The organism is Streptomyces sp. Root1304 (assembly GCF_001426405.1).
In the GTDB taxonomy this organism is placed as follows: Bacteria; Actinomycetota; Actinomycetes; order Streptomycetales; family Streptomycetaceae; genus Streptomyces.
The window spans coordinates 66,305-87,311 of sequence record NZ_LMEP01000026.1 but is presented as its reverse complement, the minus strand read 5'-3'; the positions used below and the strand labels follow the sequence as shown (position 1 = coordinate 87,311).

18 protein-coding genes and 1 pseudogene are annotated in these 21,007 nt (G+C 73.5%); 10 read left to right on the top strand and 9 right to left on the bottom strand.

From position 1 onward, the window contains the following. Positions 1–194: 194 nt before the first annotated feature. The 4 genes from ASD33_RS29655 to ASD33_RS29640 all read left to right on the top strand — a co-directional run bounded on the left by ASD33_RS29655 (position 195) and on the right by ASD33_RS29640 (position 5,267). Complete coding sequence (locus tag ASD33_RS29655) at positions 195–1,001, top strand: hypothetical protein (RefSeq protein WP_056567415.1); 807 nt, start codon at positions 195–197, stop codon at positions 999–1,001. Further along, the gene (locus ASD33_RS29650) at positions 998–2,317 is read left to right on the top strand and encodes a HAMP domain-containing sensor histidine kinase (RefSeq protein WP_056567413.1); all 1,320 of its coding nucleotides are present in this window, start codon (positions 998–1,000) and stop codon (positions 2,315–2,317) included. Before ASD33_RS29655 ends, ASD33_RS29650 begins: the two co-directional genes overlap by 4 nt. A gap of 66 nt (positions 2,318–2,383) precedes the next feature. After that, positions 2,384–3,763 (top strand): FtsW/RodA/SpoVE family cell cycle protein, encoded by a 1,380-nt coding sequence (locus tag ASD33_RS29645; RefSeq protein WP_056567410.1) that lies wholly within the window; start codon positions 2,384–2,386, stop codon positions 3,761–3,763. Between the two features lie 28 nt (positions 3,764–3,791). Beyond that, the gene (locus ASD33_RS29640; RefSeq protein ID WP_056567407.1) at positions 3,792–5,267 is read left to right on the top strand and encodes a penicillin-binding protein 2; all 1,476 of its coding nucleotides are present in this window, start codon (positions 3,792–3,794) and stop codon (positions 5,265–5,267) included. Positions 5,268–5,281: 14 nt separating this feature from the next. Here the strand turns inward: ASD33_RS29640 and ASD33_RS29635 are convergent, their stop codons facing one another. Beyond that, complete coding sequence (locus ASD33_RS29635) at positions 5,282–6,106, bottom strand: hypothetical protein (protein WP_056568095.1); 825 nt, start codon at positions 6,104–6,106, stop codon at positions 5,282–5,284. A gap of 139 nt (positions 6,107–6,245) precedes the next feature. Continuing rightward, positions 6,246–7,355 (bottom strand): ferritin-like domain-containing protein, encoded by a 1,110-nt coding sequence (locus ASD33_RS29630; RefSeq protein ID WP_056567404.1) that lies wholly within the window; start codon positions 7,353–7,355, stop codon positions 6,246–6,248. Between the two features lie 240 nt (positions 7,356–7,595). On the opposite strand from ASD33_RS29630, the gene ASD33_RS29625 reads away from it, so the two are divergent. The 4 genes and pseudogenes from ASD33_RS29625 to ASD33_RS29610 form a co-directional block, all read left to right on the top strand. Beyond that, on the top strand, positions 7,596–8,318 hold the full coding sequence (locus ASD33_RS29625; RefSeq protein ID WP_056567401.1) for a TetR/AcrR family transcriptional regulator: 723 nt from the start codon (positions 7,596–7,598) through the stop codon (positions 8,316–8,318). 49 nt (positions 8,319–8,367) lie between these two features. Then, positions 8,368–8,676 (top strand): hypothetical protein, encoded by a 309-nt coding sequence (locus tag ASD33_RS29620; RefSeq protein ID WP_056567398.1) that lies wholly within the window; start codon positions 8,368–8,370, stop codon positions 8,674–8,676. Between the two features lie 74 nt (positions 8,677–8,750). Beyond that, positions 8,751–10,352: a C40 family peptidase gene (locus ASD33_RS29615; RefSeq protein ID WP_079045091.1), complete on the top strand. Its 1,602-nt coding sequence runs from the start codon at positions 8,751–8,753 to the stop codon at positions 10,350–10,352. Between the two features lie 39 nt (positions 10,353–10,391). Continuing rightward, positions 10,392–11,357, top strand: a pseudogene (locus ASD33_RS29610) (MFS transporter); the annotation flags it as partial. Between the two features lie 275 nt (positions 11,358–11,632). Here the strand turns inward: ASD33_RS29610 and ASD33_RS36625 are convergent. From ASD33_RS36625 to ASD33_RS29580, 6 genes are all read right to left on the bottom strand, one after another. After that, positions 11,633–12,163 carry a DUF6584 family protein gene (locus tag ASD33_RS36625; protein ID WP_242426921.1) on the bottom strand — a complete coding sequence of 177 codons (531 nt, stop codon included), beginning with the start codon at positions 12,161–12,163 and terminating at the stop codon, positions 11,633–11,635. 107 nt (positions 12,164–12,270) lie between these two features. Then, on the bottom strand, positions 12,271–13,506 hold the full coding sequence (locus ASD33_RS29600; RefSeq protein WP_056567389.1) for a styrene monooxygenase/indole monooxygenase family protein: 1,236 nt from the start codon (positions 13,504–13,506) through the stop codon (positions 12,271–12,273). 29 nt (positions 13,507–13,535) lie between these two features. Further along, positions 13,536–14,249, bottom strand: a complete 714-nt coding sequence (locus ASD33_RS29595; RefSeq protein WP_079045089.1) for an ATP/GTP-binding protein — start codon at positions 14,247–14,249, stop codon at positions 13,536–13,538. Continuing rightward, entirely contained in the window at positions 14,230–14,643 is a 414-nt protein-coding gene (locus ASD33_RS29590; protein ID WP_056567386.1) for a DUF742 domain-containing protein, read from the bottom strand. The genes ASD33_RS29595 and ASD33_RS29590 overlap by 20 nt, the downstream gene beginning before the upstream one ends. Next, entirely contained in the window at positions 14,640–15,131 is a 492-nt protein-coding gene (locus ASD33_RS29585; RefSeq protein WP_056567383.1) for a roadblock/LC7 domain-containing protein, read from the bottom strand. Before ASD33_RS29585 ends, ASD33_RS29590 begins: the two co-directional genes overlap by 4 nt. Then, positions 15,128–18,118, bottom strand: a complete 2,991-nt coding sequence (locus tag ASD33_RS29580) for a nitrate- and nitrite sensing domain-containing protein (RefSeq protein WP_199863612.1) — start codon at positions 18,116–18,118, stop codon at positions 15,128–15,130. The genes ASD33_RS29585 and ASD33_RS29580 overlap by 4 nt, the downstream gene beginning before the upstream one ends. A 359-nt stretch (positions 18,119–18,477) precedes the next feature. Here ASD33_RS29580 and ASD33_RS29575 point away from each other — a divergent pair, with 359 nt between their 5' ends. Continuing rightward, the gene (locus ASD33_RS29575) at positions 18,478–19,269 is read left to right on the top strand and encodes a protein phosphatase 2C domain-containing protein (RefSeq protein ID WP_056567378.1); all 792 of its coding nucleotides are present in this window, start codon (positions 18,478–18,480) and stop codon (positions 19,267–19,269) included. Positions 19,270–19,289: 20 nt separating this feature from the next. Here the strand turns inward: ASD33_RS29575 and ASD33_RS29570 are convergent, their stop codons facing one another. Further along, positions 19,290–19,787 (bottom strand): MarR family transcriptional regulator, encoded by a 498-nt coding sequence (locus ASD33_RS29570; protein ID WP_242426920.1) that lies wholly within the window; start codon positions 19,785–19,787, stop codon positions 19,290–19,292. A 207-nt stretch (positions 19,788–19,994) separates the two neighbouring features. On the opposite strand from ASD33_RS29570, the gene ASD33_RS29565 reads away from it, so the two are divergent. Further along, entirely contained in the window at positions 19,995–20,825 is an 831-nt protein-coding gene (locus tag ASD33_RS29565) for a lysozyme (RefSeq protein WP_056567372.1), read from the top strand. The last annotated feature ends 182 nt before the right edge of the window (positions 20,826–21,007 follow it).

The following is a 21,007-nucleotide window of genomic DNA, read 5'->3' as shown; positions in this document are numbered from 1 at the left end:
CGGCACCCCGGCGGCTCGGCGGCCCCACGGCCCGACGGCCTGGCAACCCGGCGGCCCGACATCCCCGCACCCTGCGGCCCGCCGACGGCCCCGACAACCATACGAATAGACAAAAAGGACTTCCTTCCGAATAAGGTCTACGGAGAGGAGGCCCGGACCGGTCCCCTCGGCCGCCCGACCGAACGAGGAGCAGCGTGGGACCGCGCGGAGCACCGATCGCCGCCGCCGGCGTCCTGTGCGCCCTCGGCCTCTCCCTCGCCCTCGCCGGCTGCGGCGGCGAGGGCGGCGGCGACGGCGGGCTGAAGAGCGCCGGGGCCACGCCCGCGGCCGTCGGGCCCGCACGGCTGTGGCCCGATCTGCCGCCCGCGACCAATCCGCCGATCGACTACGGCGAGTCGGACACCGGGCGCGTCCCCGGCGTCGAGGTCCCCGGCGGCGACGTGCACGCCGTCGACGCCGTGGCGGTGGTCCGCGCCGAGGAGCGCGCCAGGACGGATGCGTCCGCCGGATCCGACGCGCTGGACGGACGGACCGCCCGCGCCCTGGAGGCCTGCGACTCCGCGCCGGCCGCGTGTCCCGTCCTGCGGCCGTACTACCGCGACCTCACCGGCAACGGCCGGGACGAGCTGATCGTCGGCATCCGGATGCCGGACCAGCAGTTCGGGGTGCGGGTGTACCTCGCGGAGGACGGCGGCCTCACCCGGATCATGTCCACCGTCGACCAGGTCGTCAGTGTGGAGGTCGCCGGCCGGGACCTGATCATGCGGTCCGGTTCGGCGGGCATCCCGGGATACGAGTACCGCACCGCCTGGACCTGGGACGAGCAGCAGCGGAGCATGCTGCCCACCCGGGACGAGATCGTGCGCGTGAAGCCGCCGGGGACCGGACCCTCGACCGTGCCCGCGCCCCGGCTCGTGAGCCCGGTCCCGAGCCCGGCGTCGCCCCCGGGCCCGGCCCCCGTCGCCCCGCCCGTCATCGCCCCCGCCGGTCCCCGCCCGTGAGGGCGCCCCGGCTGCCCGCCTGGACGGCGACCCTCACCTGGAAGGCCGCCGTCTTCATCGCGGTGATGTGCTGTGCCCTCGCCGCCCTGCTCGGCACCCTCGTCCACGTGTCGGTGACCGGCCAGACCGTGCACGACTCGCGGGAGAAGGCGCTCGCGCGGCTCACCGACGTGAGCCGGCTGTACGAGGCGGGCGAGCCGCTCCCCCGGTTCGCCGGGGTCGACCCCGTCGGGCTCCCGGCGCCCCTGCGGGCGCTCGCCGTCCGCGGGGAGCGCGGCACGATGGTCGCCGACGACCGGGGCCGGCCGACGATGTGGGCGGCGGGCCCGGCGGAGGGGCCCGCCGACGGCCCGGCGAACGGCCCCACCGACGGCCGGGTCGGCGGTCGCGCCCTCGCCGTGCGCGTCGACTACACGCAGAGCGCCGGGACCATCGACGCCCTGGACCGTTCGATCCTCGGCTCCTCCGTCCTCGCGATCGGCGCGACGCTGCTCGTGGGCGCCTTCGCCGTCACCCGGGTCACCCGGCGGCTGCACCTGACCGCCCAGGTGGCCCGCCGGATCAGCGCCGGCGACCTCGACGCGCGCGTCGACGACCCCCGCACGAAGGACCCCTCGCGTCCGCAGGACGAGGTGGCCACGGTGTCCGGGGCCCTCGACACGATGGCGTCCTCGCTCCAGCGCAAGCTGCAGAGCGAGCAGCGGTTCACCGCCGATGTGGCGCACGAGCTGCGCACCCCGCTGACCGGGCTGTCGGCCGCGGCCGAACTGCTCCCGGAGGGGCGGCCCTCGGAGCTCGTGCGGGACCGGGTGCGGGCGATGCGCGCGCTCACCGAGGACCTGCTGGAGATCTCCCGGCTCGACGCACGCAACGAGACGGTGGACCTGGCGGTGCACGAACTCGGTCCGCTCGCCGGGCGGGTGGTCCGCGCGTCCGGCACCGGGACGGAGGTGCGGGTCGTCCGGGACGCGGCGGTGGTGACGGACCGGCGGCGCGTCGAGCGCGTGCTCGGCAACCTCGTGGCCAACGCGCACCGGCACGGGGCGCCGCCGGTGGTGGTGACGGTGGACGGGCCGGTGGTCTCCGTCCGGGACCACGGGCCCGGCTATCCCGCGTACCTGCTGGACTCGGGCCCGCAGCGGTTCCGTACCGAGAGCGGCGGCAAGGGGCACGGCCTCGGTCTGACGATCGCGGTCGGGCAGGCGGAGGTCATCGGTGCCGAGCTGGTCTTCGCCGACGCCCCGGACGGGGGCGCCGAGGCCCGGCTGCGGCTGCCGGAGTACGTGCCCCCGGCGCCCGCCGAGCCGGAGGAGTGACGGCGCGCCCACGGCACACCGTCACACAAAAGGGACATAGGGCATACCGCTTGCTACGTTGCGGCCATGACCGCACCGCGCCCGGACGCTCCCCCGCCCGGGGTACGCATCCCGAAGCGCCGCGGCGTGGAACTCTCCCTCCTCGTCTGCGCCGTCCTCATCTCCGTCTACGGCTACGCCGAGGTCGGCCTCGCCGCCGGCGGAGCCGTACCGCCGGACGCCGCCCGCTACGGGGCCGGGCTCGGCCTGCTCTCGCTCCTCGCCCATCTCGCGGTCCGGTTCCGCGCCCCTTACGCCGATCCGCTGCTGCTGCCGATCGCGGTCCTGCTCAACGGCCTCGGCCTGGTGCTGATCTACCGCCTCGACCTGGAGACCCCGGACGACCAGGCGGCGGCGACGCAGCTGGTCTGGTCGACGCTGGGGGTGGGCCTGTTCATCGTGGTCGTGCTGCTGCTCCGCGACCATCGCGCGCTCCAGGGGTACGCGTACGTGTCGGTGGCCGCCGCGCTCGCCCTGATGATCCTGCCGATCTTCTTCCCGGCGGTGAACGGCGCCAAGATCTGGATCCGCATCGGCGGTCTCTCCTTCCAGCCGGGCGAGTTCGCGAAGATCCTGCTCGCGGTCTTCTTCGCCGCCTACCTCGCCGCCAACCGCAACGCGCTCGCGTACACCGGCCGCCGGATCTGGAAGTTCCAGTTCCCCACCTGGCGGGTGCTCGGGCCGATCGTGGCGATCTGGCTGCTGAGCGTCGGCGTCCTCGTCCTCGAACGGGACCTGGGCACCTCGCTGCTCTTCTTCGGGATCTTCGTGATCATGCTGTACGTGGCCACCGGCCGGATCGGCTGGATCGCGGTCGGGCTCGTCCTCGCCTCCGCCGGGGCCTTCCTCGTCGGCTCCCTCGAACCCCATGTGCACAGCCGGGTGCAGGACTGGCTCGACCCCTTCGCCTCCATCCGGGCGGGCCACGGCCCGGGGCAGCTGGCCCAGTCGCTGTTCGCCTTCGCGGCCGGGGGGATGCTCGGCACGGGGCTCGGTCTCGGCCATTCCGTCCTCATCGGCTTCGCCGTCAAGTCCGACTTCATCCTCGCCACGGCCGGCGAGGAACTGGGGCTCGTCGGACTGACCGCGCTCTTCCTGCTGTACGCGCTCCTCGTCGCCCGCGGCTACCGCGCCGGCCTCTCGCTGCGCGACCCCTTCGGGCGGCTCCTCGCGATCGGGCTCGCCTCGATCGTCGCGCTCCAGGTCTTCGTGATCGCGGGCGGGGTGATGGGGCTGATCCCGCTGACCGGCATGGCGATGCCGTTCCTGGCCCAGGGTGGCTCGTCGGTGGTGACCAACTGGGTGATCGTGGCGCTCCTCATCCGCCTCAGCGACTCGGCCCGCGCGCCCCAGCCCGAGGACGCCGACACCGGGGCACCGGCGCCCGTGAAGGAGGGGGCCGCGTGATCCGCCCGTACCACCCCGGGGAATCCGTGTGATCCGGTACGCGCGGCGGGCCGCCGCGCTCTGTCTGGTCCTCCTGGTCGCCCTGCTCGTCAACGCCGCCCGCGTGATGGTCTTCGAGGCCGACTCGCTCGACGACAACCCCGCCAACCGGCGGATCGCCATCCACCGGTACGCCCAGCCGCGCGGCGAGATCGTCGTCGACGGGAAGCCGGTGACGGCCTCCCGGGACAGCGGGCAGCAGCTGCGCTGGGAACGGACGTACCCGCAGGGCCCGTTGTACGCGCCGGTGACCGGCTACTCCTCGCAGACCTACGGCACGACCCTCGTCGAGCACGCCGAGGACGAGGTCCTGGCCGGTACGGACCCGATGCTGGCGCCGCTGCCGCTCTGGAACGACCTCACGCGGGGCCGGCAGCCCGGCGGCGACGTGGTGACCACGATCAGGTCCTCGATGCAGGAGGCCGCCTACCGGGGGCTCGACGGCAAGCGGGGCGCGGTCGTGGCCGTCGAGCCGTCCAGCGGCCGCATCCTCGCGCTCGTCAGCTCCCCCTCGTACGACCCCGGCGTCCTCTCCGGTACGGGTGCGGAGGTCAAGGACGCCTGGCGGCGGCTCACCACCTCGCCCAACCAGCCGATGCTGAACCGGGCGCTGCGGCAGACGTACCCTCCGGGCTCCACGTTCAAGATCGTGACGGCTGCGGCGGCGCTGGACGCCGGGGTGGTCAGGGACGTGGACGCGCCCACCGACACCCCGGACCCCTTCGTCCTGCCCGGCACCCGGCAGGTGCTGCCCAACGAGGCGACGGGCTGCGGCGACGCGTCGCTCGCCGCCGCGATCCAGTGGTCGTGCAACACGGTGATGGCCGGCCTCGGGGTGGAGGTGGGCCTCGCCGGGATGGTCGACGCGGTCGAGAAGTTCGGCTTCAACGACACCGGACTGCGGGTGCCGTCCTGGGTGGCGAAGTCCAACTTCGACCGGCGGATGAGCCCCGACCAGCTGGCGCTCTCCTCGATCGGGCAGTTCGACACCACGGCGACGCCGCTCCAGATGGCGCTGGTCGCGTCGGCCGTCGCCAACAACGGCGAGATCGCCCTGCCGTACCTCGTCGACCGGACGACGACCTCCGGCGGCACGACCGTGGACCGGACGGGCCGCCGCAGCTACCGGCAGGCGATGAACCCCTCGACCGCGGTCCAGCTCCAGCGGCTGATGGTGAAGGCGGTCGAGGACGGCACCGGCACGAACGCGGCGATCCCCGGCGCCCGGGTCGGCGGCAAGACCGGCACCGCCCAGCACGGCTTCGGCAACACCGGGACCCCGTACGCCTGGTTCATCGCCTGGGCGCAGGCCGAGGACTCCGGCCAGCCGGCGGTCGCGGTCGCCGTGGTCGTGGAGGACGCGGAGGCCTCCCGTACGGACATCAGCGGGGGCGGCAGCGCGGCCCCCGTCGCGAAGGCGGTGATGGAGGAGGCGCTGCGGCTCGAAGCCGAGGCGCGGCGGTGACCGCACCGGTCGTGTCAGATGAGCGGCTTGCGGGTCTCCGCCCGGACCTTGGCCGTGGTCTCTGCGAGCGCGGCCAGGTCGATGTCCTTCGGGTCGGTGGTGGCCGACGTGGGGTCGACGAGGGCGACGGCGGCGGCGGTGTTGTCGTCGCCCCAGGCGCACATGGGGAGCGTGGTCGTGCCGAGGGCGCTCTTCGACGTGGTGACCTGACAGCTCACCGTCACGTCGGACCCGGCGGGGGTGAACTCCTTGGGCTCGACGACGAGCGTGGAACCCTTGTCCTTGGCCGCGCCCTCCAGGATGGACGTACGGCTGGCCTCGCCGCTCTTGATGCGTCCGTACATTCCGGAGAGGACGAGGACGGCCCCGTCCTTGCCGCTGTACTGGGCGACCGCCGCCGTCGCGTCCTTCACGGTGAGGTCGGGGGTGTCCTCGATCTCCTGGCCCTTGGTGTCGGAGAGGTCGGAGACGAGGGTGTACTTGCCGTCGAGGAGGGTCTTGGGGACGACGAGCTTGTGCGTCGCCTCGGGGAAGGTGCCGGTGACGCCTTCGAGGCCGGCCTTGGCCGCGTAGCCGAGACCGCCGACGAGGACCAGCGATCCGAGGACGATGGCGACGATCGCCCCGGAGGACATCTTCTTCTTCGGCGGCGGCCCCATGGGCGGCTGCCCCCAGGCCCCGGCGCCGGGGCCCGGGTACTGCGGCGGGGCGCCGTACGGCGGGTGGCCCTGCTGCGGGAAGCCCTGCGGGGCGCCGTACGCTCCGGGCTGCTGCGGGGGCGGTACGGGTCCCCCGTACGGCTGGTGGGGCGGCTGGCTCGGCGAGGGCGGCATGGTCATGACGATCACGCTACGGCAGAGGTGTGACAACGGGCTCCGCCGGGGGCGGTCCGTCCGGACGCGGGCGGCCGGGGGCGGTCCCGTCAGGACGCGGGCTGCGGCCGGGTGCGGTCCGGCCTCCGCTCTCCCGCGTCTCCGTCTACGCCTCCGCCGCCCCCGCCTCGATGGCGTCCGCGACCTCCGTCACCCGGGCGCTCTCCTCCCGCGCGAAGCGCTCCGCGTCGAGCGCCTCCGCGATCTCCTCGTCCTGGGTCATCAGCAGGTCGAGGTTGGAGTCGCCGAGGTCGAAGACGCCCATGTCGAGGTAGGCCTTCTGGAGGCGTTCGCCCCACAGGCCGATGTCCTTGACGCAGGGGACGATCCGGCTGAAGAGGAGCTTGCGGAAGAGCTGGAGGAACTCGCTCTGCTCGCTCAGCTCCTCCGCCTCCTTCCTCGGGATGCCGAAGTTCTCCAGGACCTCGACGCCGCGCAGCCGGTCGCGCATCAGGTAGCAGCCCTCGATGACGAACTCCTCGCGTTCGCGGAGTTCGGCGTCGGAGAGCTGCTTGTAGTAGTCGCGCAGGGCCATCCGTCCGAAGGCCACGTGCCGGGCCTCGTCCTGCATCACGTAGGCGAGGATCTGCTTCGGCAGCGGCTTGTCGGTGGTGTCGCGGATCATGCCGAACGCGGCGAGCGCGAGGCCCTCGATGAGGACCTGCATACCGAGGTACGGCATGTCCCAGCGGGAGTCGCGCAGGGTGTCGCCCAGCAGGCCCTGGAGGTTGTCGTTGATCGGGTAGAGCATGCCGATCTTGTCCTGGAGGAAGCGCCCGTAGATCTCGGCGTGCCGGGCCTCGTCCATGGTCTGGGTGGCCGAGTAGAACTTGGCGTCCAGGTCGGGGACGGACTCGACGATCCGGGCGGCGCAGATCATCGCGCCCTGCTCGCCGTGGAGGAACTGACTGAACTGCCAGGAGGAGTAGTGCCGGCGCAGGTCGCCCTTGTCCTTCTCGGTCATCTTCGCCCAGTGGCGGGTGCCGTGGAGGGTCAGGACCTCGTCGGGGGTGCCGAGCGGGTCGTACGGGTCGACCTCGATGTCCCAGTCGATGCGGGTGGCGCCGTCCCACTGCTTGTCCTTGCCCTTCTGGTAGAGGGCGAGGAGACGCTCGCGTCCGTCGTCGTAGTCCCAGGAGAAGCGGGCCGCGCCGGTGGCGGGCACCTGCCAGGTGGGTGCGGACGGGGCCGAGGTGTAGAGGTCGCGCGTCGACACTGACGCCTCCTTCGGGAGCGGGTCCTGCCCGCCAGGCTCACACGTTGGTAGACGGATCGTCAACAAGTCGCGCACGAACGGTCGGTGGCTTCCCGGACACGGGCCGGCCGCTCGGCGGCGGGCGGGCGACGTGACCGGTCGCCGGCGGCGCGAGGACGGCCGGCCGCTCGGCAGCGGCAGCGCGGGGGCGGCCCGCACCGGGACACCTCCGCGCAATTCGCTGCGGATACCCTGCGGGGCATGACGAGCCCCGCCACTCCCGCGTACCGCCGGCTCAGCGTCGAGGAGCGGCGCGGGCAGCTCCTCGACGCCGCCCAGGAGCTGTTCGCGCACCGGCCGCCCGAGGACGTCTCGCTGGACGACGTGGCCGAGGCGGCCGGCGTCTCGCGGCCGCTCGTCTACCGCTACTTCCCCGGCGGCAAGCAGCAGCTGTACGAGGTCGCCCTGCGTTCCTCCGCCAACGCCCTGAACCGCTGCTTCGCCGAACCGCCGGCCGGACCGCCCACCGAGCGGCTGGGCCGGGTGCTCGACCGGTACCTGGCCTTCGTCGACGGGCACGACGCCGGGTTCAGCGCCCTGCTGCGCGGCGGCAGCGTCGCCGAGACGTCCCGGACCAGCACCATCGTCGACGAGGTGCGGCGGGCCGCCGCCGAGCAGATCCTCGTCCATCTGGGGGCGGCGACGCCGGGCCCCCGGCTCGGCATGCTGGTCAGGACGTGGATCGCGGCCGTGGAGGCGGCCTCGCTGATCTGGCTCGACGAGGACAAGCGGCCGCCGGCCGGGGAGCTGCGGGACTGGCTCGTCGACCATCTGATCGCCCTGCTCGCGGCGACCGCGGCGAGCGACGAGGAGACGGCACGGGTGGTCGGGCTGCTCCTCGCCCAGGAGACGCCCGGGGGACCGGTCGCACGGCTGGCCCGGCGGGTGGCGCCGGTGGTGGGCGGGGCGGCCCACCTGCTGTGACCGGTGGGGAGGTCCGGCGGGACGGCGGAGCGGAAGGGAGACTGGTGGGGTGAAGAGCGAGAACACCCCCTTCCGCGGCGGCCCCCTCGACGGCCGGGTCCTGCCGATCCTGCTCGGCCCTACCGGCCACCCGCCGAAGTGGTACGAGATCCCGGTCCCGGCCCACGACGGGCGCCCGCCGACGCTGTACGCGTACCGGCGCGAGCCCGCGGGCTACTCGAAGCGGCTCAAACTCCAGCGGGGCTGGGTCTACGAGTACGCCCCCGAGGGCCGCGAGCGGCGCGAGCTGCGGTGGCCGTGGTCGAAGCCGCGGGGCGGGCCCGCGGCCGGTTCCGGGGACGCTGAGCCGAACGGGTGAGGCCGCCGGACGCGCCCCGATCCGTACGGTAATCGGATGAAGTGAGGCGTCATCATCCCCGTGGAGGTGATGACGTGTCGCGCAAGCTGCTGCGTACGGTCTGCACGGGGGCGCTCGCCGCGGCGACGGCGCTCACCGGGGTCACGGGGATCGCTCCGGCGGGCGCCGCGGCGCCGGGCCCGCAGGACGACCCGCCGGCGGAGGCGCCGATCGCGTGGGCGGACCCGGCGGGGGAACCGGTGGGACCGGTGGACCCGGGGGCGGGGCCGGTGGAACCGGCGGGGACCGGGGCGGATCCGGTCGGGGGGACGGCACAGAGCGAGGCGGTGACCCGGGAGGACGGGACGGCCCAGGCCGATGGAATGAGGCCGGAGGCCCCGACGGCTCCCGTCTCGCCCGCCGACCCCGCCGCAGCCTCCGCGTCCCCCGCCGACCCCGACGGCGTCCTCGCCACCCCCGACGCCCCGGCCGCTCCCGTACCCCCGGGCGCCCCCCTGCCCCCCGGCTCCCCCGATTCCCCGGCGGGTACGAGTCCCCCCGCCGCGACCGACGACGCCGCGGCCCTCCCTCCTTCCGGCGGGGACTCCGTCTCCGCTCTCCTCACCCGGATGCGGACGCTCTACCAGCAGGCCGAGGAGGCCACCGAGCGGTTCAACGCCGCCGAGGAAACCCTCAAGGTGCGGACCGCCGACACCAAGAAGGTCACCGCCCGGCTCACCGCCGCCCGGACCGCCCTGGCGCAGGGGCGTGCGGCGGCCGGCCGGATCGCCCGGGACCAGTACCAGGGCAGGTCCGAACTCTCCTCGTACCTGCGGCTGCTGTTCGCGTCGGACCCGCAGTCGGCGCTGGACCAGGGGCATCTGATGGCCCGTGCGTCCCGTGACCGCGCGACGGCCGTGTCGCGGCTCGAAGGGGCCGAGCGGCAGGCGGACGCCCTGGCGACCGCGGCCCGCAAGGCGCTGGACCGGCAGCAGACGCTCGCCGCCGCGCAGCGCACCCGGCGGGACGAGGTGCGGGCACGGCTCGCGGAGGTCGAGAAGCTGCTCGCCGCCCTCTCCCCCGAGCAGCTGGCGCGGCTCACGGAGCTGGAGCGCACCCAGACGGCGGGCGCGCAGCGCGAACTGCTCGACTCGGGCGTCCTGGACGGCCGGCGCACCCCGTCACGGGCGGGGGCGGAGGCGCTGCGGTTCGCGGTGGGGCAGATCGGCAAGCCGTACGAGTGGGGGGCGGAGGGGCCTGAGGCGTACGACTGCTCGGGGCTGACCCAGCGGGCGTGGGCGGCGGCGGGCAGGGAGGTGCCGCGCACCAGCCAGGAGCAGTGGGCGGAACTGCCCAGGGTGCCGCTGACGGAGCTGCGCCCGGGCGACCTGGTGGTGTATTTCCCGGGCGCGACGCATGTGGCGCTCTACCTGGGTGAGGGCCTGGTGGTGCAGGCGCCGCGGCCGGGCGGAAGGGTGAAGGTGTCACCGATCGCGGCGAACCCGCTGCTCGGGGCGGTGCGCCCGGACGAGGACGGGGAGCCCCTGGCCGCGTACACCCCGCCGGAGCTTCCGGCGGGGGCGAGGGAGGGCGGGGACGAGGGGTACGACCGCGGCGACGGCGCGGGGCGCGACGGGAACGAAGGACGCGGCGGGAGCGAGGGGCGCGACGGCGGCGCGGTACGCGACCGCCCGTGAACTACCCACCCCTGCGCGCCTCTTGCTCCTGCAAGTAATATGCAACAAGCTTGTCGGGTCCTTACTCGTCGCCCGTACCGGACGCGGAGCCCCGCCATGCCCAAGCTGTTGCCGGACACCGGCCCCCAACGCACGCTGGCCGCCTCGAACTTCGTGAACACGGTCGGCAGCGGGCTCTTCCTGACCGCCGGGGTGCTGTACTTCACCCAGGCCGTGCGCCTGCCCGCCGCCACCGTGGGACTCGGTCTCGGCATCGCCGGGCTGCTGTCGCTGGCCGTGGGCATCGGAGTCGGCCATCTCGCGGACCGGCAGGGGGCACGGGGTGTGTACGTGACCACGCTGCTGGTGCAGGCGCTGGCGACGGGCGCGTTCGTGCTCGCCGACAGCTTCTGGCCGTTCGTCCTCGCGGTCTCGACGGCCACCGGCGCGAAGGCGGCGGGGCTGGCCGCCCGTGCGCCGCTCGTCCGCCACCACGGAGGGGACCGGCCGCAGGAGTTCCGGGCATATCTGCGGGCCGTGACGAATGTCGGCATCTCGCTGGGCGCGCTGCTCGCGGGCTGGGCTGTCCAGGTCGGCACGCCCGGTGCGTACCGGCTGCTCGTCGTCGGCAACGCGCTGGCGTTCGCCGCCTCGGCCGCGGTCCTGTTCCTCCTGCCGCCGGTGGCGCCCGAGCCCGTCGCGCGGGGACCGCGCGCGCTCGCGCTGCGGGACCGGCCGTATCTGGCGCTCACCGCCCTGGACGGGGTGATGGCGATCCAGTTCAAGGTGCTGACCGTGGCGATCCCGCTCTGGCTGGTGACGTCCACGACCGCCCCGCACTGGCTGGTGTCGGGCACGATGCTCGCGAACACCGTGCTCGTGGTGGGGCTCCAGGTGCGGGCGAGCCGGGGCATCGACGCGCCCCGCGCGGGCGGTCTCGCGTACCGCAGGGCCGGGGCGGCCTTCCTCGTCTCGTGCGCGCTGGTCTCGCTCTCGGCGGGGGCGCCCACGGCGGTGGCGGTGGTGCTGCTCCTGACGGCGGTGGTGGTCCACACGGTGGGCGAGCTGTGGCACGCGGCGGGCGGCTTCGAGGTGTCCTACGCCCTCGCCCCGCCGCACGCCACCGGCCAGTACCTGGGCGTCTTCGGCCTGGGCGCCGGCCTCTCCGAGGCGGTGGGCCCCGCCCTCCTCATCGCCCTGTGCGTGGGCTGGGGCCGCCCCGGCTGGTACGTGGTCGGCGCCCTGTTCGCGACGGCGGGCCTGCTCGCCCCGGCGGCGGTCCGATGGGCGGAGGAGAGCCGTCAGCCGCTGAAGAGAGCGACGACCCCGAGCACCCAGACCCACACGAAGGCAACAACGCCCACGAGGCAGCCGGCACCGGCGACGACCCCGCCGACCGACCACCCACCGGTGCCGGACGCGCTCTCCTCGCAGGGGTCCTCGGCGTAGGAGGACGGGTCGCCCCAGTCGACCGGGCGCCCCAGCCGCTCGGCGCACGCGGTCCGCACGGCCTTCAACTGCCCCTCGGCGAAGACGGTGGCGGCGAGCGCCTCGGGTCCGCGCCAGGCGAGGGCCTTCATCCGCTGCCCGGGAGACGCGTACCGCGCCTCGAAGACGGCGGTCTCCTCGGCGCTCCGGTCCTCTTCGAGGTACATCCAGCGTCCCGCCTCGGCCGCGTCCCCGTACAGCCGGTACACCTCGGCGAGCCGACGCCGCAGCGTCAGGTCGTCCGGAAACGAGGAAACGAGCCCACGCAGCCGCTGCCGCGCCATCGGGACCCGCCCGGCGACAAGATCGGCATCAACACGGGCCAGGGTGTTCAGCTGAGACATGACCACATGATCGAGCCTCGGACCCCGACGGCTCGACCTGTTTTTGCGGCCGCCCGGCGCCCCGAGAACCGACGCCCGCAGCTCGGGCGTCGGGCGTCGGGGGTGGTTCAGGCTCCGGCGACCGAGGCCAGGTACGCGTTCGTCTTCTCCGGGTCGAAGAAGAAGTTCTCGAAGTCCGAGGGGTCGTTGAAGCCGTTCGCGAAGCGGTCCGCCACCGGCTGGAGTTGGCCTGCCGCGCCCAGGAGGTTCAGGACGTGCTCCGGCGGGGGCGCCAGCATCGCGTTCGTCCACTTGGTGACGTGCTGGGCCGTCTGCCAGTAGCGGTCGAAGGCGCTCTGCATCCACTCCGCGTCGAAGGGCCTGTCGCCCTGCTCGACGATCGCCGCGAGATACGCCGCGGCGCACTTCGACGCCGAGTTCGAACCCTGGCCGGTGACCGGGTCGTTGGCGACGACCACGTCCGCGACGCCCAGCACCAGGCCGCCGCCGGGCAGTCGGCCGATCGGGTTGCGGACGGTCGGGGCGTAGCGGCCGGCCAGCGTGCCGCCCGCGTCGGTCAGTTCGACCCGGGTCGCCCGCGCGTACTCCCAGGGGACGAACTTCTCCATCAGCTCCAGGGTCAGCGCCAGGTGCTCGGAGGGGTCCTTGACGCCCCGGAAGACATCCAGCGGGCCGTCCGGGACGCCCTCCCAGAACAGGATGTCGGCGCGGCCGCCCGTCGTCAGGGTCGGCATGACGAACAGCTCACCGACTCCCGGGACCACGTTGCAGCGGACCGCGTCGAAGTCGGGGTGCTCGGGGCGCGGCCCGAGGCCGTGGACGTACGCCACGGCCAGCGCGCGCTGCGGCGCGTCGTACGGCGAACGGGAGGCGTCCCGGCCGAACATCGACACCAGCTCGCCCTTGCCCGCCGCGACCAGCACCAGGTCGTAGCTGCGGGAGAAGTAGTCCAGATCCCCGACGGCCACGCCGTGGATCACCAGCTGGCCGCCGCGCTGGGCGAAGGTGTCCATCCAGCCGGCCATCTTCACCCGCTGGTCGACGGACTGCGCGTACCCGTCGAGCCGGCCGACCCAGTCGATCGCGCGCGTCGAGTCGGGCGCTGCGACCGAGACGCCCAGGCCCTCGGTCCTCGGCGCCTGCGACTCCCAGAAGTTGAGCCCCAGGTCCCGCTCGTGCTGGAGCGCGGTGTCGAACATGCACTGGGTGGACATGACCCGGCCGGACCGGATCTCGTCCGCCGTCCGGTTCGACATGAGGGTGACCTCGTACCCCTGCGACTGGAGTCCGAGGGCGAGCTGGAGGCCGGACTGACCGGCGCCGACTATGAGTATCTTCCGCATGGATGGAGCTCCTGGCGTGACGGGGAGAACTATTCGGGGGTGGCTTCGAGGGCGTGCGCGACCATCGCGAGCAGGCTCTCGACGACGCTGTACCGCTTCCGCGCGTCCATGATCACCACGGGGACGTCCGGGGACACGGTCAGCGCCTCCCGCACGTCGTCCGCATCGAACAGCTCCGTGCCCTCGAAGTGGTTGACGGCCACGATGTACGGCAGCCCGCAACTCTCGAAGTAGTCGAGCGCCGGGAAGCAGTCCGTGAGCCGGCGCGTGTCGGCCAGCACGATCGCGCCGATCGCCCCGCGCACCAGGTCGTCCCACATGAACCAGAAGCGCTGCTGTCCCGGCGTACCGAAGACGTACAGGACGAGGTCGTTGTCGAGCGTGATCCGCCCGAAGTCCATCGCCACGGTCGTGGTCAGCTTGTCCGGGGTCGCGCTGAGGTCGTCGGTCTCCTCGCTCGCCCGGGTCATCAGCGCCTCGGTCTGGAGCGGGGTGATCTCCGAGACCGCGCGGACGAAGGTGGTCTTGCCGACGCCGAACCCGCCCGCGACGACGATCTTCGTCGCGATCGGGGCGCGCGTGTGGTCGAGCTGCCAGTCCCGCGCCCCGTCCTCGGGGTCCGGGGCGGCGCTCTCCGCCCCCGCGGTGTCCCGCGCGAACAGATCGGCCCCGGGCTGCGCGGGAATGCCCGCGACCGCCGGTGAGTCGGAGACGGCGGAGGCGTCAGAGACGACGGAGTCCACTCAGCACCCTTTCGAGGAGCGCGCGGTCGGGCTGGCCGGTGCCGTGACCGGTCCCGTACACACGGATCTTTCCCTGGTCGGCCAGGTCACTGAGCAGCACCCGGACGACACCCAACGGCATCTTCAGCAGTGCCGAGATCTCCGCGACGGTACGCATCCGGCGGCAGATCTCGACGATGGCCCGCATCTCCGGCATCAGGCCGCGGGCGCCGGGCCCGCCGTCCGTCAGGACCTTGCGCACGGCGGGCGCTTCGAGCGCCGCCACGAAGGTCTCGACGAGCAGGACGTGGCCGAAGCGGGTACGGCCGCCGGTCAGCGAGTACGGGCGTACGCGCGCGGGGCGGCGGGCGTCTCCGCGTACCGGCAGCCGGTGGGCGTGCGAAGCTGACGTCACTGGGTGCTCTCCATCGATTTGCGCAGCTCGCTGCGGACTTCGGGGGTGAGTACGTGACCGGCGCGGCCCACGAAGAGCGCCATGTGGTACGCCACGACGCTCATGTCGCAGTCGGGCGTGGCGTGCACGCCGAGCAGCGAGCCGTCGCTGATCGACATCACGAAGACGCTGCCCTCCTCCATCGCGACCATGGTCTGCTTGACCCCGCCGCCGTCCATCAGCCGGGCGGCGCCGATGGTCAGGCTGCCGATGCCGGAGACGATGGTGGCCAGGTCGGCGCTGGAACCGCGCGGCCCGTCGGGACGGCCGGCTTCGGCGGCGGCCGTCGGGTGCTGCTGGGTGGCCGGGTCGGACGAGAGCAGCATCAGGCCGTCGGAGGACACCACGGCGACCGAGCGGACGCCGGGCACCTCCTCCACCAGGTTCCCGAGCAGCCATTGCAGGTTGCGGGCTTCCGTGCTCAGTCCGAACGTTCCCGTCGCAGTCAACTGCGTGCCTCCTCGACTGTGTCCCCCGACATCTCCTCTGTACGTGCAGTCCTTACGTCTTCCGTCCGCGCCGTGTCCAACTCCGCTTCCACGTCGCGACGCCCCGCCTTGGCCCCCTGGTGGAATCCGCCCAGGCGGCGGCGCAGGGCCTCCGCGTCCACACCACCCTTTCGGGGGGTGGCGGCGGCGCCGGCCTGACGCACCACCTGCGGGGTGCGCTTGGGCAGCCCCTTGTCGGTGACCCGCTCCCACTGCGCGGCCCGCGGCCCAGGAACCGACGGGTCCGCTTCGGGCTCCGGGGCCGGTTCGGGGGCGACGGCGCTCTCCGCGTCGGCGGCGCGCTCGTGGGTGTCCGGCTCCGGCGGCGGGTCGGGCAGCCGGACCTGGAGCGTGGTCTCGGAGACGGACTCACCGAGGCCGGGCGGGGCCGCTTCGGGGGACGGGGACGCTGCGGGGGCGGGCTCGTAGGTCTGTTCCGGCTCGTGGGCCGGCTCGGGCTCGTAGGCCGGCTCGGGCTCCGGTTCGTACGCCGGCTCGGGCACGAAGGCCTGCTCCGGCTCCGGCTCGTACGCCCGTTCCGGCTCCGGCTCCCGCTCGGCCGCCTCTTCCGCGGGCTCCTCCGCCTCGCCCCTCGCCGCGTTCACCTCCGCCTCCAGGAACGCCCGTTCCGCCGCCTCCACCAGCGGGTCCCTGTTCCGGGACGGCAGCGTGTTGGAGTTGGCCTCCGCCGCCGAGCCCGGCAGCTGGAGCGCGGGCGTCGCGCCCGACACCCGTACGGGCTCCGTCACGGTGGCCGGCGGGGCGGTGGGGAGCAGCGGCGGCGGCAGGACCACGACCGCGGCCGTGCCGCCCGGCTGCTGCTCGCGCAGCTCGACGCGGACGCCGTGGCGGGCGGCGAGCAGGGCGATGACGCGCATGCCCAGGCCCTCGCCCTCGAAGGCGGACGGGTCGGCCTCGGCCAGGCGGGCGTTGAGCTCGGCGAGCCGGCCGGGCGTCATGCCGATGCCGGCATCCTGCACGGAGAGCATGACCTCGCCGGTCTCCAGGAGCCAGCCGGAGAGCTGGACCTCGGCGTCGGGCGGCGAGAAGGAGGTGGCGTTCTCCAGGAGTTCGGCGATCAGATGGCTCAGGTCGTCCGCGGCGAAGCCGGCGATCTGGGCGTGCGGCGGCAGGGACTGGATGGTGACCCGCTCGTACCGCTCGATCTCGCTGACCGCGGCGCGCAGGACGTCGACCAGCGGGACGGGTCCGGCGTGGCCGTGGACGTGCTCGTGCCCGGCGAGGACGAGGAGGTTCTCGCTGTGGCGGCGCATGACGGTCGCCATGTGGTCGAGCTTGAAGAGGGTCGCGAGGCGGTCCGGGTCCTGCTCGCGCTCCTCCAGCTTCTCGATGACGCCGAGCTGCCGCTCGACGAGACCGAGGCTGCGGAGCGAGAGGTTGACGAAGGTGTGGTGGACGGTGCCGCGGAGCCGTTCGAGTTCGGCGGTGAGGAGCGCGGCCCGGCCCTGGAGTTCGGCGCGCTGGGCGGCGAGTTCGGCCCCGAGGGCTTCCTTGGCGGCGGCCAGGTCGTCCTGTCCGTCGCTGAGCCGGTCGGTGAGCGACTCGTTGTGCGCGGCGAGGCCGGTGAGCTTGCCGTGCAGGGTGTTGAGGGAGCGGACGACCTGGGCGAACTCGTCGTTGCGGCCGGTGAAGCGCACCGGCTCGGCGTCCTCGCCGGACCGCGTGACGGGGGCGGCGGCGAGCCTGGCGGCGCCGATGCGGAGGACGGCGAGCGGCCGGGTGAGGGTGCGGGCCACATAGGTGGAGATGCCGATCGCGACGATCAGGCAGCCGCCGAGGAAGGCGATGCGCAGTTCGAGGGCGGTGACGTCGTCGTCGCGGAGCGCGGCGAGCCGTTCGACGCGCTGGGTGGCGAGGGCGGACTCGACGCCGCGCATCTGCTCGACGCGGGAGGAGAGGGCCGCCTCCAGGCCTGCCGGGTCGGTGTCGCGCTCGGCCTCGGTCAGCTTCGGCTGGTCGGTGAGCGAGGCGAGGGAACGCTCGGCGCTCTTGACGTCGGGGCCGGAGACGGTGGCGGCGAGGGAGTCGCGGGCGGCGGAGCCGGCGGCCTGGTCGAAGTCGCCGAGGGCGGCGAGTTCGCGGACGCGGGCCTGCTGGGCGGCGGCGGTGAGGGTGTCGCGGGCCCGCTCGGCCTCGGCGGCGCCCTCGGGCACGTCGGGGACGTAGCTGTCGGTCTCGGAGTCGTAGTGGACGTCTCCGGTGGGCTCCGGCTGCGTCACGGAGAGCGCGGCGAGCAGCAGACCGCGGGTGGCGGAGGCCTGCTCGACTGCGCGGCCGAGGGCGGCGGGGGCGCGGGTGGCCTCGGTGAGCGCGGTGTCGGCGGCGCGGGCCGGGGTCTTGTCGGCGAGTTCGTCGGCGAGGGCCTGGAGCTTGCCGATGACCTCCGAGTAGGCCCGGTGGGCTTCGAGGGCGCTGCCCTTGCCGGTGAGGGCGGCGCGGCGGACCGAGGGGACCCCGGCGAGGTCGCGGCGGAGTTCGGTGGTGGCGGCGGGCCGGATCTCGTCGATCTGGCGGTCGACGCGGGTGGAACGGGCGCTGGTGATCTGGCGCTTGTGCTTGGCGTCGCCGGTCTGGTTGTCCCGGCCCGCGGCGATGTAGGCGACGACCTCGTCGCGCTCGTCGGCGAGGGAGTGGGCGAGGGTGACGGCCTGCCGGTCGAGTTCGGCGAGGGTCACCAGGCGCTGGGAGTCGGTGAGCTCGGCCGAGGCCGCGAGGACCGCGGGGGCCCCGGCGGCGAGCACGGTGATGCCGACGAGGGCGACACCGGCGACCAGCCGGTTGCGGACGCGCTTGGGGCGGCCGGCGGGCGGCTGGGCCTGCGCGGGGGGCGCGGCGGCGGTGCCGTCCGGGGTCGGTGCTGCACCGGGGGTCCGGCTCCGCGTGCCGTTGTTGCTCCGAGGCCGCTTCATCTGCACCGGTGCTCGCATTCTTGACTCGTCCGCCCACAAAGCAGAGGTGACGACCGGTCACGTGGAGCGCCCCCACCCCTGGTACGGCTTCCGACCATTCCAGCGCTTCTGGGTAGGAGGCGCGCATCGGCCGCTCCGCCACCCGAACGAGTGAACAGCACTCATGAGTTGGCAAACAACTTGTCAGGGCGGGCGGGACGGGGCCGGACGGAGCGCCGGTTGGATCTTCCGCGCGGCCTTTGGCAGGATGCCCGCCCGCAGCCCGACCGAGGTGGCCGTTCCGCCTCTCGGCCCGTCCCCGCCGGGTTGGTACAGGCCATTTCCGGTCATTTGCAGGTCCCGTGAAGGAGTGCGGCCGGGCGGGCACACTGGACGTCATGCGCAGCGATGTCGCCTCCCTCCCCGGCAGCCCCGAACGCCCCAACGAGGACTGGGTGGCCGCCGCCCTGCCCGCCTCGGGCCGCGGCGGAACCGTCGTCCTCCTCGATGGCGTCACACCTCCGGCGGGTGATGACGGTTGTGTGCACACGGTGCCGTGGTTCACCGCCCGCCTGGGTGGGGCTTTGACCGAACTGTCCGCTTCTCGGCCGGACATGCCCCTGTCCGAGATCCTGTCCCGGTCCATCCGGCGCACCGCGGAGGCCCACCGCGACACCTGTGACCTTTCTCACGTGCGTACGCCCCAGGCGACGGTGGTCCTCGTCCGCTGGGACGACACCCGGGTCGAGCACCTCGTCCTCTCCGACTCGGTCCTCCTGGTCGAGGCGCCGGACGGAAGGGTGCGGGCGGTGCTCGACGACCGGCTCGACCGGGTGCCGGACGAGATCCTGCGCTCCCTGGAGGCGACGGACCGGCTGCGGAACCGGGAGGGCGGCTTCTTCACGGCGGCGGCCGACCCGGCGGTCGCGGCGCGGGCGGTGACGGGGACGACCCCGCGCGCGGAGGTGCGGTCCCTGGCGGCGCTGACGGACGGGGCGAGCCGCTGGGTAGACCTCTTCGGCGCGGGCGACTGGACGGACTGCCTGGGCGTGCTGCGCAAGGAGGGGTCGCTCGGGCTGCTGCACCGGGTGCGCGCCCTGGAGACGGCGGACGAGCGCGCGGGCGGGGCGCGCCGCTGGAAGCGGCACGACGACGCGACGGCGGCCTATACGGAGCTGACGGCCGGCTGAACAGCGGGAACTACCGCGGTTCACCCCTCCGAGCGGACGTTGAAGTGGTTCAGGAGGCGGGCGAGTTCGGCGACCTCGGCGCGGTCCCAGTCGGCGAGCTTGCGGACGTAGCGCTCGCGCCGGGCGTCGCGGACGCTGCGGAAGCGGCTGCGGCCCTCCTCGGTGAGACGGACGAGCGAGGCGCGGCCGTCGGCGGGGTCGGGGTCGCGGGCGACGAGGCCCAGGTCTTCGAGGGCGCGGAGCTGGCGGCTCATCGTGGCCTTGCCGACGCCGAAGTACCCGGCGAGTTCGGTGGCCCGCTGGGGCCCGGTGTCGTCGAGGCGGACGAAGAGGCCGTAGGCGGCGGGCTCCAGTTCGGGGTGGACCTCGCGGGCCATCTCGCCGGACTGGGCGCGGGCGCGGCGCAGAAAGACCGCCAGCTCCCGTTCCAGGGCGAGGAATTCCTGGTCCACACCACCTCCGGAGGTGGTCCGGCCTTCACTTCCCGTACTGCTTCCGTGCACGTCAGCACCTCCCATGCGCTTTCCGGCCGCTGAAAGTTTCTTCCGGCGGCGCTCATCGCCGCAGCTCCTTCAGTATTTCGCAGGAGTAGACCATCGGCACCCCTCGGGCCCCCTTCCGCCGGGCGGGTCTACGTGCGTAGCGTCTTCCCCGGCAGTCCTCATGACATGTCCACACCAGGACCTGTCGACACCGCTCCCCACCGAGCCTTTCGGAGGCACGCAATGCGTGTGCACAGATCCGGAACGACCCTCGCCGGCGCCGCCCTCGCGGCCCTGGCCCTCCTCCTCCCCCTCGCCGGGTCCGCCGGCGCCGCCCAGGACCCGGGCACCCGCGTGATCCCCCCGCGCGGTTCCGCCAGCATGGGCATGGGCGTCATCGCGCACGACGGGCAGGGCTCCGCGCCCGGCGGCGTCTCCGTCCAGGCCGTCCAGACCGAGGGCGTGGACGTCTCCAGCCACAACGGCAACGTGGCCTGGTCCACCCTGTGGAACAGCGGGGTCAAGTGGGCCTACGTCAAGGCGACGGAGGGCACCTACTACAAGAACACCTACTTCAACCAGCAGTACACCGGCTCGTACAACGTCGGCATGATCCGGGGCACGTACCACTTCGCCACCCCGGACACGACGACCGGCGCGGCCCAGGCCGACTACTTCGTCAACAACGGCGGCGGCTGGTCGAAGGACGGCAAGACCCTGCCGGGCGTGCTGGACATCGAGTGGAACCCGTACGGCGCCACCTGCTACGGCAAGACCCAGGCCGGGATGGTGTCCTGGATCCGCGACTTCGTCGACCGGTACAAGTACCGGACCGGTCGGGACGCCGTCATCTACACGGCGACCAGCTGGTGGACCCAGTGCACGGGCAACTCCCCCGCCTTCGCCACGACCAACCCGCTGTGGATCGCGCGGTACTCCTCGACCGTGGGCGAGCTCCCGGCCGGCTGGCAGTACTACACGATCTGGCAGTACACCTCCTCCGGCCCCACGGTCGGCGACCACAACCACTTCAACGGCGACTACTCGCGGGTGCAGGCGCTCGCGAACGGCTGACGCCTCCTTCCTCCCAGCGGTCCCCGGGTGTGCGGCACCCCGGGGGCCGCTTCGGCTTTTTCCGCCCACCCTCTTGCCCATTGGTATGGACCAATGCGACTCTCTATCGCGGTCGCCCGGGATTCAACTTCCTTCCGCTCAGCGCGCGTTGCTCGTTCCGTCCTCCCCCACGCACGAGAGAG